Source organism: Rhodothermales bacterium, assembly GCA_039944855.1.
In the GTDB taxonomy this organism is placed as follows: domain Bacteria; phylum Bacteroidota; class Rhodothermia; order Rhodothermales; family JANQRZ01; genus JBBSMX01.
In genome coordinates, this window is sequence record JBDUXZ010000005.1 from 529,683 (window position 1) to 543,080 (window position 13,398).

13 protein-coding genes are annotated in these 13,398 nt (G+C 69.9%); 11 read left to right on the forward strand and 2 right to left on the reverse strand.

Features of this window, described 5'->3' with window-relative positions; genetic code table 11:
- Positions 1-80 precede the first annotated feature (80 nt).
- The 5 genes from ABJF88_04825 to ABJF88_04845 all read left to right on the forward strand — a co-directional run bounded on the left by ABJF88_04825 (position 81) and on the right by ABJF88_04845 (position 5,070).
- Complete coding sequence (locus ABJF88_04825) at positions 81-914, forward strand: L,D-transpeptidase family protein (GenBank protein MEP0546233.1); 834 nt, start codon at positions 81-83, stop codon at positions 912-914.
- A 97-nt stretch (positions 915-1,011) separates the two neighbouring features.
- Positions 1,012-2,403, forward strand: a complete 1,392-nt coding sequence (locus tag ABJF88_04830; GenBank protein ID MEP0546234.1) for an NfeD family protein — start codon at positions 1,012-1,014, stop codon at positions 2,401-2,403.
- A 39-nt stretch (positions 2,404-2,442) separates the two neighbouring features.
- A complete protein-coding gene (locus tag ABJF88_04835; GenBank protein MEP0546235.1) occupies positions 2,443-2,970 on the forward strand; it encodes an NfeD family protein in 528 nt (175 codons plus the stop codon).
- A gap of 196 nt (positions 2,971-3,166) precedes the next feature.
- Positions 3,167-3,817 (forward strand): energy transducer TonB, encoded by a 651-nt coding sequence (locus tag ABJF88_04840; protein MEP0546236.1) that lies wholly within the window; start codon positions 3,167-3,169, stop codon positions 3,815-3,817.
- A 23-nt stretch (positions 3,818-3,840) separates the two neighbouring features.
- Positions 3,841-5,070, forward strand: coding sequence for an NAD(P)/FAD-dependent oxidoreductase (locus tag ABJF88_04845; protein ID MEP0546237.1), 1,230 nt, complete (start codon positions 3,841-3,843; stop codon positions 5,068-5,070).
- Here ABJF88_04845 and ABJF88_04850 read toward each other — a convergent pair.
- Positions 5,040-6,278, reverse strand: coding sequence for a DUF3095 domain-containing protein (locus ABJF88_04850; GenBank protein MEP0546238.1), 1,239 nt, complete (start codon positions 6,276-6,278; stop codon positions 5,040-5,042). The two genes, ABJF88_04845 and ABJF88_04850, sit on opposite strands and share 31 nt — an antisense overlap.
- Positions 6,275-7,525 (reverse strand): GAF domain-containing sensor histidine kinase, encoded by a 1,251-nt coding sequence (locus ABJF88_04855; protein ID MEP0546239.1) that lies wholly within the window; start codon positions 7,523-7,525, stop codon positions 6,275-6,277. Before ABJF88_04855 ends, ABJF88_04850 begins: the two co-directional genes overlap by 4 nt.
- A 464-nt stretch (positions 7,526-7,989) precedes the next feature.
- Between ABJF88_04855 and ABJF88_04860 the strand changes: the two genes are divergently transcribed.
- The 6 genes from ABJF88_04860 to gcvH all read left to right on the forward strand — a co-directional run bounded on the left by ABJF88_04860 (position 7,990) and on the right by gcvH (position 13,341).
- Positions 7,990-9,609 carry a PA domain-containing protein gene (locus tag ABJF88_04860; GenBank protein ID MEP0546240.1) on the forward strand — a complete coding sequence of 540 codons (1,620 nt, stop codon included), beginning with the start codon at positions 7,990-7,992 and terminating at the stop codon, positions 9,607-9,609.
- A 256-nt stretch (positions 9,610-9,865) separates the two neighbouring features.
- Positions 9,866-10,435 (forward strand): elongation factor P, encoded by a 570-nt coding sequence (efp, locus tag ABJF88_04865; GenBank protein ID MEP0546241.1) that lies wholly within the window; start codon positions 9,866-9,868, stop codon positions 10,433-10,435.
- A gap of 68 nt (positions 10,436-10,503) precedes the next feature.
- Positions 10,504-11,064 (forward strand): acetyl-CoA carboxylase biotin carboxyl carrier protein, encoded by a 561-nt coding sequence (gene accB, locus ABJF88_04870; GenBank protein MEP0546242.1) that lies wholly within the window; start codon positions 10,504-10,506, stop codon positions 11,062-11,064.
- Between the two features lie 118 nt (positions 11,065-11,182).
- Positions 11,183-12,532 (forward strand): acetyl-CoA carboxylase biotin carboxylase subunit, encoded by a 1,350-nt coding sequence (accC, locus tag ABJF88_04875; protein MEP0546243.1) that lies wholly within the window; start codon positions 11,183-11,185, stop codon positions 12,530-12,532.
- A gap of 1 nt (position 12,533) precedes the next feature.
- The gene (locus tag ABJF88_04880; GenBank protein MEP0546244.1) at positions 12,534-12,890 is read left to right on the forward strand and encodes a DUF1304 domain-containing protein; all 357 of its coding nucleotides are present in this window, start codon (positions 12,534-12,536) and stop codon (positions 12,888-12,890) included.
- A 64-nt stretch (positions 12,891-12,954) separates the two neighbouring features.
- On the forward strand, positions 12,955-13,341 hold the full coding sequence (gene gcvH / locus ABJF88_04885; GenBank protein MEP0546245.1) for a glycine cleavage system protein GcvH: 387 nt from the start codon (positions 12,955-12,957) through the stop codon (positions 13,339-13,341).
- Positions 13,342-13,398: the final 57 nt, after the last annotated feature.

Here is a 13,398-nt window from a genome sequence, read left to right on the forward strand (position 1 = left end):
GATGCTTGAGCGGAGGGCCTGTCCGCCGCCCGCCCCACGCGCTTATATTCCGGCCCGTTTCCACCACGCCCGCCCGTCCGATGCTGCGCCCGCTCCTCCTCGTTCTTGCCTGTCTCGCCGGAGCCACGATCGGTGTGGCGCAACCGGCCTCGCCCGGCGCTCCGCCCGAGCGCAGCAGCGGAACCGCCTCGCCGACGCCGATCAATGACGCAGCCCCGACCGCGAACCGGGCCGCGCCGGCGTCGATGGAGGACGCACCGATCTACTACGTCGTCCGCGAGCGTCCGCAGGTCTTCGCCAAGCCCGACTCCGCCGTCACGCTCGCCCGGCTCGACTTTCGGCAGGATGTCCGCGTGATCGAGCAGCGCCCGGACGGGTGGAGCCGCGTGCTCGGCGACGACACGATCGGGTGGGTCGCCACATCCGCGCTCTCGAACGTGTGGCTGCTCGTCGAGAAAGAGACTCGGAATCTCTACGTCTACCGTGGGTCCGAACTCGTCCGCCGCCTCCCGGCCGACGTGTCGCAGAACCCGACGGGCGACAAGGTCCGCCGCGCCTCGCTCGGCGAGCGCGACCACTACCGGATTCCCGAAGGCGAGTTCTTCGTCTGTCAGAAGAACCTCAACAGCCAGTACTACCGATCGTTCATGCTGAGCTACCCGAACGCCGAGGACGCCGAGCGTGGGCTCGAAGCCGGCATCATCTCGCGGGCGGAGTATGCCGAGATCGTCAAGGCCTCGCTCGGCTTCCGCTCGCCGCCGATGGGCACGGCGCTCGGCGGGGCGATCGCGATCCACGGGCAGGGCTCGGGGCGGCAGCGGGCGTGGACGCGCGGCTGCGTCGCCCTCCGCGACGTGCACCTCGACGCGATCTGGGACCTCGTCGACGTCGGCACGCCGGTGCTGATCCGGTAGCTGCGTCGCGGCGGTGGAGGTACGGCGAAGCGCGGGGCGTGGCTGAATCTTCCCTCCGTGCGTCGCGTACAGGTCCGACACGCCTGCTCGACACGCCATGCCTGCTTCGTTCCGTGCGCTCTGCGCCTTCTTTCTGCTGCTCGGCCTCGCCGCCCCCCTCGCCGCGCAGGCGACGCGGACGCCCGCCGAGCGCCTCGCTGCCGTCGAGGACTTCCTCGGGGCCGGCCCCGTCTTCGTCGTCCCTATCGAGGGGATGATCGACGCCGCGCTCGCCAACTACGTCGAGCGCGCCCTCGCCGATGCCGCCGAGGCCGAGGCGTCGCTCGTGCTCTTCGACATCGACACCTTCGGCGGGCTCGTCGACGCCGCCGATCAGATTCGCTCGGCGATCCTCCACGCCGAGATCCCGACCGTCGCCTTCATCGACCCCAACGCGGCGAGCGCGGGCGCGCTGATCTCGTACGCCAACGACCTCATCGTGATGACGCCCGGCGCGTCGATCGGCGCGGCGACGGTCGTGGACGGGGCGGGGACGAAGGCGTCGGAGAAGATGCAGAGCTACATGCGCGGGCTGATGCGCGCGACGGCCGAGGCGAACGGCCGCGACCCCCGCCTCGCTGAAGCGATGGTAGACGAGAACCTCGCCGTCGACGGCGTTGTGGAGGCCGGGACGTTGCTCACGCTCTCGGCGAGCGAAGCCGAGCGGCTCGGCGTCGCCGACGCCGTGTACGAGACGAAAGACGAGACGCTCGCCGCCCTCGGCGCCGCCGACCGCGAGCGCGTCGAGCACCGGGCCACGCGCGCCGAGCAGGTCCTCCGTTTCCTCGGCTCGCCCGTCGTCGCGTCGATCCTGATGATGATGATGCTCGGCGGGCTCTACTTCGAGCTGCAGACGCCGGGCATCGGGTTCGCCGGGATGGCGTCGGTCCTCGGCGCGGCCCTCTTCTTCGCGCCGCACTACATGCTCGGGCTCGTGGCGAGCTGGGAGATCGTGCTCTTCGTGCTCGGCGTGCTGCTGCTGCTGGCCGAGGTCTTCGTCATCCCCGGGTTCGGCGTGGCGGGCATCACGGGCCTCGTGCTCACCTTCTTCTCGCTCGGCGCGGCGCTCATCGGGAACGTCGGGCTGAGCTTCCCGACGGACGGGGCGATCACGCAGGCGATCCTCACGCTCGCGGGCACGCTCGTCCTCCTCGTCGTGCTGAGCTATTCGCTGGCGCGGTACATGCCCCGCTCGGAGCGGTTCAACCACCTCATCCTCGCCCCCGAACTCGGGAGCGCGTCGGGTTACACCTCGTCCGACACCGACGAAACCCTCCTCGGCCTCGTCGGCGTGGCGCTGACGACGCTGCGGCCGGCGGGGACGGCGGAGATCGACGGGCGCCGCGTGGACGTGGTTTCGCAGAGCACGTTCGTGTCGCAGGGCGAGGCGGTCGAGGTCGTCAGCGTGCGCGGGAGCCGGGTGGAGGTGCGTCCGGTACCGGCGTCGTAGCTTACCCGTTCTAACGAGCGATCAACCGGCACGGCTCCTTTGGAACTCTTCATCCCCATCCTCCTCATCCTTTTCGGGCTCGGCTTGATCGCGCTCGAGGTCTACGTCGTGCCGGGAATCGGCGTCGTGGGGTTCGTCGGGGGCGCGGTGATCATCGCGGGCGTGATTTACGCCTTCGTGACGCACGGGGCGGCGGGCGGTGCGCTCGCCGCGCTCGGATCGCTCGGCGTCGGCGGTGGGATGTTCTACCTCATGTGGGAATCCGGCGCCTGGGACCGCTTCGTTCTCGCGACGAGCCTTAGCCGTGACACCGACGCCGACGCCCGCGACGCCGACGCTCGCTCGCGCTACCTCGGCCGCGACGCCGTCGCGATCACGCCGCTGCGTCCGGGCGGAATCGTCGAGGTTGGCGGGGAGCGCGTCGAGGTGCAGACGGAGGGCGAGTTCATCGCCTCGGGCAGCGCCGTCCGCATCGTGGCGATGGACCGCCGCCGCTTCTTCGTCCGCCTCGCCGACGCACCCGACCCGGAGCCCGCTACTGTCCCGGACCGCGGCCCACAGCGCTGAGCTTCGACCCCCTGCCACGCTCGCGGTCGCTCCGACTCTGCGAGTCTCTGCTCCCGGCTACACGTGGCTGTCCCCCTTGAAGGGGGACAGCTTTTTGGTTCCTGAGCGTAGCGATGGACCGAAAAGCGGGGGGTCTGCCGGACCGGGCGCTCCTGCGGTATTTTGGCGGATCTCCATTCTATTGTCGCCGCTGCCCATGTTCCGTTTCTGCTACTGCCTGCTCGCCCTCGCCGTCCTCGCCGGTTGTGAGACCGCGCCCGACCTCGGCCCGCCGCCAGGCTGGAACGCCGACGGGCTGGAGCGGTGGTGGCAGGAGGGCGTCGACACGAGCACGGCGTTCCGCGACCTCGAAACGTTCGAGGCGATGAGCCTCAGCGAGCGGCCCGACGGGAAGCGGACCGAGGGGCCGGCCCACCGCAACATCCAGCAGAACCTCATCGCGCTCTACCGCAACCAGCCCGAAGTCGTCGACTCGCTCTTCGGCGTGATCGCCGTCCCGCTCATCGACGAGCAGGCTGCCGAAGCGGACCGCGAGGACCTCGTGCAGGAGATCAATCGCGAGCTCAATCGGGTCTTTTTCTACCCTCGCCCCTCGCCTGAATCGGAGGTCACGATCGTCTATCCCGACAGCCTCCGGCAGGCCGGCATCGGCGGGAGCGTGAAGATGCAGGTCTACCTCAGCGAGGCCGGCGAGCCCCTCGCCATCAAGCGCATCGACTCGGTGCACCCGACGATCGACGCGATCGCGATGCGGGCGACGACGCAGAAGCGGTGGTCGCCCGCGCGGATGCGGAGCGGCCCGATGCGCTCGTGGGTGCGGAGCGTGCTACCCTTCACCGCACCCTGAGCGGCGGCCGGGAAGGAGGGAATATGGAGCGTGTCGATGTAGCCGTGGTCGGCGCCGGCGCGGCCGGGCTGATGACGGGAATCTGGGCCGGACGCACGGCCCCGAACCGCCGCGTCGTCCTCCTCGACGGGGCGCGGAAGCTGGGCGCGAAGATCCTCGTGGCCGGCGGCGGGCGCTGCAACGTAACCCACCACGCCGTCGACGCCCGCGCTTACGCCGGCTCGTCCCGGAACGCGATCAAAAAAGTGCTCCGCCGCTTCGACGTGCCCGCCACCGTCGACTTCTTCCGCGACCTCGGCGTCGAGCTGAAGCGCGAGGAGACGGGCAAGCTCTTCCCGACGACGGACAGCGCGCGGACCGTGCTCGACGCGCTCCTCCGCGCGAACCGCGAGGCCGGCGTCGAGATCCGCCACCCGCAGCGCGTCGAGTCGGTCGAGCGGACGGGCGACGGGTTCCGCGTCGTGGGCGAAGGGTTCACGCTGGAGGCCGGGCGGCTCGTGCTCGCGACGGGCGGCCGGAGCCTGCCGAAGAGCGGGTCCGACGGGCACGGATATGCAATCGCGCGGTCGCTCGGCCACACCGTCACGCGGCGCGTCTTCCCCGCCCTCGTCCCGCTCACGCTCCCGTCCGACCACTGGATCTGCGGGCTCAGCGGCGTCACGCTCCCGGCGACGGTCCAGCTCCGCAGCGCGACGGGGAAGAAGCTGACCGACTTCACCGACTCCACGCTCTGCACGCATTTCGGCCTCTCCGGCCCGTCCGTGCTCGACCTCAGCCGCTACTGGCTCGACGCCCGCTTCGACGACCCCGGCGCGCACGTCACCCTCAACTGGCTCCCCGGCGTGACGGCCGAAACGCTCGGCTGCGAGCTGCAAGCGCTCGGCGGGCAGACCGTGCTCCGCTTCCTCCGCGAGCGCCTGCCCGAGCGCGTCGCCCGCGCCCTGCTCGACGCGGCCGACGTGGACCCGGCGACGACCGGCGACACGCTCACGCGCGACGCCCGCCGCGCCCTCGCCGGGGCCGTGACCGCCACGCCGCTCCCCCTCACCGGCGACCGGGGCTACCGCTACGCCGAGGTCACCGGCGGCGGCGTCCCGCTCACCGAATTGGACCTCGGCACGATGGAATCGCGCCTCACGCCGGGCCTGCACCTCTGCGGCGAGATCTGCGACGTCGACGGCCGCATCGGCGGGTTCAACTTCCAGTGGGCGTGGGCGAGCGGCTACACCGCCGGCATCTCCATCGGGGCGTAGCCCTCAGCGAGCCGGGTTTCGGCGCGAAGGTCCTCGGCGAGGCGATCCCGCGCAATCTGCCGTTTGAGCTGGCGCGCGGCCGTCGTGTAGCCGCCGTCGGCGCCGTCGACGAAGTGGACTTGGCGGCCCATCCGGTTGAAGACGAGGCACGTCAGCGTGGCGCGGTCGGAGACGTGGAGGCCGTACGCGAGGCGGCCTCGTTTGCGCTGGCCGTCGAGCCACGCCGCGAGCGCTTCGCGTTGCTCGGGCGAGCCGCTGAGGACCATGCGGAGCGTGTCGTCGAACTTGCGGAAGTCGGTCGAGGCGCGCAGCAGCTTGGGGTACTGCTCCCAATCCGTCTCCTGCGTCTTGAGGCGGAGGCCGACGAGGGCGATCCCGAGCAGGTTGAGGAGCCAGTGCTTGCGGCGGTACGCGACACGCGCGGACGGTGCGGCGCGGACGGACGCTTCGAGGTCGAGGTGGGCGGGGCGGCGGGCGAGGCGGAGCGCATCGAGCGAGACGGGGTGGGCGGCGTCGCCGTACGTCGCGTCGAGGACGCGGAGCGCGTCGCGGTACACCCCGAGCCGCTCGGCTTCGGTCTCTCCGGTTGCGAGCACGAGGAGGGTGACGACCTCGCCGCGTCGGCTGGAGATCTCCTCCCACCGGCATTCCAGTCCTTCGTAGAGCTTCCGCTCCGGGTCGTCCCACACCGGCCCGTCGCCGACGTCGTAGTGCTCGGCCGTCACGAGGTCTTTGACGAGGTGCTCGGCCACGAGGAGGCCGCCGCCGGAGAACATCGCCTGGTCGTAGTTCGGCGAGACGGCGTGCTTGAGGACCGTGAGCCGCGCACCGCGTCGGTAGAGATCGGCGACGGGGACGATCCCGGCGCGGAGGTCGAGGCCGAGGTCGGCGGCGACGACGCGCTGGACGGCGCGGAGGATGGGCGGGACGGTCGCGGCGAGGCGCGGCGGGAGGAGGAGCGTCGCCCCGTCGCCGCCGAAGACGAACGGGAGGGCGAGGTCGCCGGCCACGTTGAGGAGGGCCGTGATCGACGCGGCGCCGGCGTAGTTCACGGCGCGGTAGCGCCCGGCGGCGACGGCGGCCGTCGAGCCGCGCACGTCCGTGATGACGACGCTCCAGTCCGCCGGGACCGGCGCGTAGGCGTCGGGGTCGGAGATGCGCGCGAAGTCGCGGTGGGCCGGGAGGTCGGCGTAGAACGAATCGCTCACGAGGCGGGCGGGGCTACGGGCAGGCGGAGCCGGAAGGTGCTGCCGCCGCGGTCCGTACCGGCGCTGTGGGCCGTGATCTCGCCGCCGTGGAGCGCGAGATAGCGCCGCGCGAGCGTCAGCCCGAGCCCGATCCCCTCGTGCGTCCGGGTGAGGGAGTCCTGCACCTGATAGAACGGCTGGAAGACGCGGTCGAGATCGCCGGGGCCGAGGCCGGGGCCGTCGTCCTCCACGGTGATCTCGACGGACCGCCCGACGGTGCAGAGGCGGACGCGGACGGTGGCACCCTCGGAGGAGAAGGCGATGGCGTTGTCGAGGACGGCGGAGAACGCGCGGTGGAGGTGGTCCATGTCGGCGTAGACCCATGCCGGCTCGTCGGCAAAGTCGAGGCCGAGGCGGACGCCCCGCTCCGCGAGGAGGGGGCTCATCGTGTCCACGGCGCGGTGGAGGAGGTACTGGACGAGGAGGCGTTGGGAGCCCGACGAGGGCGTGCTCCCGTGGCTGAGGTGCTCCATCGCGTCCACGACCCGGCCTGCCTTCTCCGCTGCCTGCCGCGTGATCGCGGCGAAGTCCGCGAGGTCGGGCGGGGCCTCTTCGGCGAGGACGGTGGCGTAGCCGAGGACGGTGGCGAGCGGGGTCCGCAGTTCGTGCGAGGCGATCGCCATGAAGTCGCTCTTCATCCGGTCGAGCTGGCTGAGGTCGTCATAAGCCTGGCGGAGGGCGCGCTGCTGCTGGGCGTTCCGCACGGCCACGGCCGCCTGCGCCGCGATGACGGTGAGCACGTCGATCGCGTCCGACGCGAAGTGCCCGGCGCGCGGGTTGAGCGCTTCGAGCACGCCGGTGGGCTGCCCGTGAACCTGAAGCGGCACGCCGATGAGCGCCTCCGTCTGCAGGGCGACGGCCTTCCCCACCTCGCCGAAGTGGCGGGCGTCGCGAGTGGGGTCGTCGACGCGGAGCGGGCGGTTCTCCCGGAAGATCACCCCGGCGAGGCTGCCTTCGAGCGGGACGGCAATCGCGGCGAGCGCCACGGGGTCCGAGCCCGTCGCCGCGGCAAAGCGGAGGCAGCCGGCGGCCTCGTCGAAGAGGAGGATCGACGCGGCGGTGCAATCGAGGACTTCCGTGGCCGTGTCGAGAATCGTCGTGAGGAGGCGGTCGAAGTCGGTCTCCGCGCTCAACGCGAGGCAGACGTCGAGGAGCCGGCTGAGGCGGGGCGGGGCGGAAGGGTAAAGCGGAGAGGGGGCGGGAATCATAAGGGAGTAGATCGAGGCATAGCGCAAGGCGCGGCGTTCGGCATTCGTCGTTCTGCATTCAGTATCGTAGACACCGCGTGGTGCAGGTATCGGCTTCCGCCCCGGAGGTGTTTAGCGGGGCGGTACGGCGTGTCCATCACCGGAGGGCAGGCGAGCAGGCGTGGACGGGGACGGGGCGGCCTCGCTCATAGGGCGACGAGCAGACGGCGCGGCCGGTGCGGACGTTTCCGCAGGTTGTGCATCTCCTTTGCAAAGCAAGACGTTGGCTCTAACCCGTGGAGCAGCGCGCAGTACAGAAGGCGTCGATGAAGGAACTGTTGACCCCGCGTTCCGTGTATCGTATCATTGACTCCGCATTCAGTAATGCATCCCGCCCTCCCCATCGCACCCATTCAGGATTGCGAGACGGCGTGTTGGGTGTAGCTGGTACAGAGCACCTCTCCTACTAACCCCTACCCCCCGCTATGAAGAACATTCGCTACGTATTCCTCATGCTGTTCGTCCTCGCGCCGACGCTCGCCGTCGGGCAGGCCGAACCCGACAGCGTCGTTGTCGAGATCGCCGGGACCCAGTACCCGTCCCTGGCTGCTAGCTTCGGCCCGCAGTTCGTCCTCGGCGAGAACATCGGCCCGCTCCCGCTCGTCCCCGTCGTGTCTCAGGCGACGGGCGAGTTCCCCGACGCGCCCCCGGCCGAGGGTTGCAACCCCCTCACCGCCGAGAGCGCGGCTGAAGTCGCTGGCAACATCGCGTTCGTCGAGCGCGGCGTGTGCCCCTTCGTCGCGAAGGTGCAGAACGCCGCCGCCGCCGGCGCCGTCGCCGTCGTCGTCTTCAACGACGAGCGCGAAGGGCCCGACAGCGAGACCATCACCATCATGGGTGGTGACTGCACGGCGGAGCAGGGCTGCGACATCCCCGCTACCTTCGTCTCCCGCGCGAGCGGGCTGGCCATCGGCACCGAGATCAAGTTCGGCGAGGAGGCCACGATCATCCCGATCCGCATCACGGCTCCCCCGCCGCCCGCCTCCGTTGGCACGCACAACACGGGCGTGGTCACGTTTGACGTGTTCGACTACGGCTTCCTCGGTGGCGACGTCTCGTTCGCTGGCAACGGCTTCCAGTTCAACGGCGTCAACGGCCTCTTCGTGAGCTCCGTGCTCGTCGGCATCGACGGCAACGTCGTGTCGAACCCGTACGACGGTGCCTCCGAGTGGACGGACGTCCAGGACGTCGAGACCCTCGCGGCTCCGTTCCCGGCTCCGTTCGATGACTTCGACGCCGGCTTCATCGCCGTCTTCGAGAACACGGACATCGGCATCCGCGTGACCGAGCGCTCGTACTCCCGCGCCGACGACCCGTTCGTGTTCGTCGATCTCGAGGTGCAGAACATCTCCGGCAGCGACATCGCGGAAGCCTTCATCGGCCTCTTCGCTGACTGGGATGCGGGCACGACGTCGACCGACGATGCTGGGGTGGTTGACCTGGACCTCAACTTCGTCGGCGTCTTCGACCCGGTCGAGGCGAACCCGTGGTTCGGCGTCGCTGCGATCGGTGACCCGGGCTCCCTCTCCGGCTTCAGCGTGGACGCCACGACGGCCGACGACGCGCAGCTCTTCGAGGCGCTTACGACGCAGATCGACGGTGGTGGAGATCCCGCCGAGCGGGCTGCGGTCGCTGGTGTCGGTCCGTTCGCGATTGCGGCCGGCACGGCCGTCGTCGTCCGGTTTGCCTACGTCGGCGGTGCCGACCAGGCTGACCTCGCGGCGAACGTAGCCGCAGCGCAGGAGCTTGGCGCCGTCGCGGTCGAGGAGACCACGCCGGAAGGCACGTTCGTCCTTGAGTCGGCGTACCCGAACCCCGTCGCGTCCCGCGCGACGATCGGGTTCGAGCTGCCCACGGCGCAGGACGTCCGCCTCACCGTCTACGACGTGCTCGGCCGTGAGGTCGCGACCCTCGTCGACGGCGTCCGCCAGGCCGGCGCGCAGTCGGTCGAGCTCGACGTTGCTAGCCTCCCGAGCGGTGTGTACGTCTACCGCCTCAGCGCGGGGGCCACGCAGCTCACGCAGACGCTCACCGTCGTTCGGTAGCGCCTGCTAGGCGAGCCGCCGGCACCGACGGTGCCAGGCCCGCCACCGCATGGATCGAGGGGCCCCGCCGGTTTACTCCGGCGGGGCCTCTCGCTTTTTACCGAGCGCCGCGCCGTCCGAGCCTGAGCGCCCTCGGAAACGGAAGCCGGCGCAGGTTCGGGCATCGGGCGATTGACAGGGGAGCGACGGGCAGGGTATATTTGCCGTCTGCGCGCGCGCCGCGCGCGCTTCCCATTCAGCCGCTCTATCCACGTTTATGGCATCCACGCAGGACTTCCGCAACGGCTTCACCTTCATCTGGAACGACGCCGTCTGGCAGATCGTCGAGTTCATGCACGTCAAGCCCGGCAAGGGCGGAGCCTTCGTCCGCACGAAGCTCCGCAACCTCCGCAACGGCAAGGTCGTCGACAACACGTTCCGCGCCGGCGAGCGCGTCGAGGACGCCCGCGTCGAGCGGCACTCGTATCAGTTCCTCTACGAGGACGAGCTCGGCATGCACCTGATGAACACGGACACCTACGAGCAGACGACGCTGCCGGCCAATCGCGTCGAGGGCCGCGGGTTCATCAAAGAAGGCGGGAGCGTAGACCTCATCGTACACGCGGAAACCGGCGAGGCCCTCTCCGTCGAGATCCCGCGCCAGGTCGAGCTCGTCGTCGCGCAGACCGAGCCGGGGATGAAGGGCGACACGGCGACCGGCGCCACGAAGCCAGCCACACTCGAAAGTGGGGCGACGATCAACGTCCCCCTCTTCATCAACGAGGGGGACATGGTCCGGGTCGATACCGAGTCCGGCGCCTACCTCACCCGCGTCAGCACGAACTAAGCCCCTCGCGCGCGGCTCGCCGCGCCTTCGGCTCCACCCACCGTTCTCCCGTCCCAACCGCCCCCATCATGGATCTCGATAAAGTGCAAGCATTGCTCCGCCTCGTCAACGAGAGCGGCGTCGCGGAGGTCGAGGTGGAAGAGGACGGGTTCAAGCTCGTCATCCGGCGGCAGTCGGCGACGGTGATGATGCAGGCGCCGCAGAGCTACCCAATGCCGCAGAGCTACGCGATGCCGCAGGGCTTCCCGATGCAGACGGGCTACCCGCCGATGCAGCCGCCCGCGCAGAGCTATGCCCCGCCGCCTGCCCAAGCGGCAGCCCCCGCGCCCGCCGCTGCTCCTGCGGCACCGGCCGCTCCCGCAACCCCCGCCGAGCCCGGCTCCGGGGCCGGCGAGATCCTCGTCCGCGCCCCCATCGTCGGCACGTTCTACCGCGCGTCGTCGCCCGACGCCGACCCGTTCGTCAAGGTCGGCGCCCGCGTGGAAGAGGACGACACGCTCTGCATCATCGAGGCGATGAAGCTGATGAACGAGATCAAGTGCGAGCAGGCGGGGACGATCAAAGAGATCCTCGTCGAGAACGCGCAGGCGGTGGAGTACGACCAGCCGCTGTTCGTCCTCACCCCGTGATGCGTGGAGCGTGATGTGTGAGGCTGGGCGCGTTCGTGCTCCCTGAGCCCACGCAGCACGCCGCGTTCCTCCGGCTACGCCCCTCTCGTCTCTCTCTCATTTTCACCCCCGCCGCCGCGTGATAAAGAAAGTCCTCATCGCCAACCGGGGCGAGATCGCGCTCCGCATCATCCGCACCTGCCGCGAGCTCGGGGTCCAGACCGTCGCCGTCTACTCCACGGCCGACCGCGAGTCGCTCCCGGTCCGCTTCGCCGACGAGGCCGTGTGCATCGGGCCGCCGCCGTCGTCGGAGAGCTACCTCCGCACCGACCGGATCATCGCCGCCGCCGAAGTCACTGGCGCCGACGCCGTCCACCCCGGCTACGGCTTCCTCGCCGAGAACGCCGAGTTCGCGGCGATCTGCGCCGACCACGACCTCACGTTCATCGGCCCGACGCCGGACACGATCCGCCGGATGGGCGACAAGAGCGTGGCGAAGGACACGATGCGCGCCGCCGGCGTCCCCGTCGTGCCCGGCTCCGACGGCGAGATCGAGAACGCCCACGAGGCGAAGCGCGTCGCCGCGGAGATCGGCTACCCCGTGATGATCAAGGCGTCGGCCGGCGGCGGCGGCCGGGGCATGCGGATGGCGACGAGCGAAGGCGAACTCGAGAAGATGTTCGACACGGCCAGTAACGAGGCGAAGGCGGCGTTCGGCAACGGGGCCGTCTACCTCGAGAAGTTCGTCGAGGAGCCGCGCCACATCGAGATCCAGCTCGTCGGCGACGGGCAGGGCACGGCCATCCACTTCGGCGAGCGCGAGTGCTCGATCCAGCGCCGCCACCAGAAGCTGCTCGAAGAGGCGCCGTCGCCCGTCGTGGACCCCGACCTCCGCGCGCGGATGGGCGAGGCCGCGATCGCCGGCGCCCTCGCCGTGGACTACCGCGGAGCCGGGACGGTCGAGTTTCTGCTCGACAAGCACGGCAACTTCTACTTCATGGAGATGAACACGCGGATCCAGGTCGAGCACCCCGTCACGGAGGAGGTGACCGACACCGACCTGATCGAACTCCAGCTCGATGTGGCGAATGGGGCGAAGCTCGCCGCGCGCGACGTGATCATCGACGGCCACGCCATTGAGTGCCGGATCAACGCCGAGGACCCGTACCGCAACTTCAGCCCGTCGCCCGGCACCATCACCGGCCTCCACACGCCGAAGGGCCACGGCGTCCGCGTGGACACCCACGTCTACGCCGGCTACCGCGTCCCGCCCTACTACGACTCGATGGTCGCCAAGCTGATCGTGCGCGCCAAGACGCGCGAGCACACGATCCGTAAGATGCGCCGCGCCCTCGACGAGTTCATCATCGAAGGCATCAAGACGACGATCCCGTTCCACCGCCAGCTCATGGACGACCCGCGCTTCCAGGCCGGCGACTTCGATACGGGCTTCCTGAACAGCTTCACCCTGAAGCCGCAGACCGACTAAGATGAGCGTCGCTGCCACTATCCTGATCGGCGTCGTGGCGGCCCTGCACGTCTACTTCCTCGTGCTCGAAATGGTGTTCTGGGACAAGCCGCTCGGGCGCCGCACGTTCGGGCTGACGCGGGAGTTCGCGGCAGAATCGAAGGCGCTCGCGGCGAACCAGGGGCTCTACAACGGCTTCCTCGCTGCCGGGCTCGTGTGGAGCCTGCTGCTCGGTGACGCCGGGACGGCCGTCGCCATTTTCTTCCTCGGCTGCGTCATCGTTGCTGGCGTGTTCGGCGCGGCGACGGTGAGCCGCAAGATCCTCTGGGTCCAGGCCCTACCCGCCGCCGTTGCCCTCGCGTTCGTGCTGCTGTCCTGACCGAGATTCCGGTGGCTGAAGTACCTTTCCCTTCCCTTTCCGCAGAGACCAAGCTCCTCCGCCCATGACCTTCCCCGACGACTGCCGCTACACGAAAGAACACGAGTGGGTCCGCCTCGAAGACGACGGCACCGCCACGATCGGCATCACCGACTACGCGCAGCAGGAGCTCGGCGACATCGTCTTCGTCGAACTCGAAGAGGGGATGGAGGGCGACGCCGATGCCGTCTTCGGCACCGTCGAGGCGGTGAAGACGGTCTCTGACCTGTTCCTCCCCGTGGCCGGCACCGTCGTCGCCATCAACGACGCGCTCGACGCCGCGCCGGAAACAGTCAACGCTGACCCCTACGGCGACGGCTGGCTCGTGAAGATCGAGCCGCGCGACGCCGCCGACCTCGACGCGCTGATGGACGCCGCCGCCTACAAGCACATGATCGGCGCCGACGCCTGAGCCGGACGTATCTTTCCGCATCGGTCCCGTCGGGGCGCACGGCCGTGCGCCCCGACG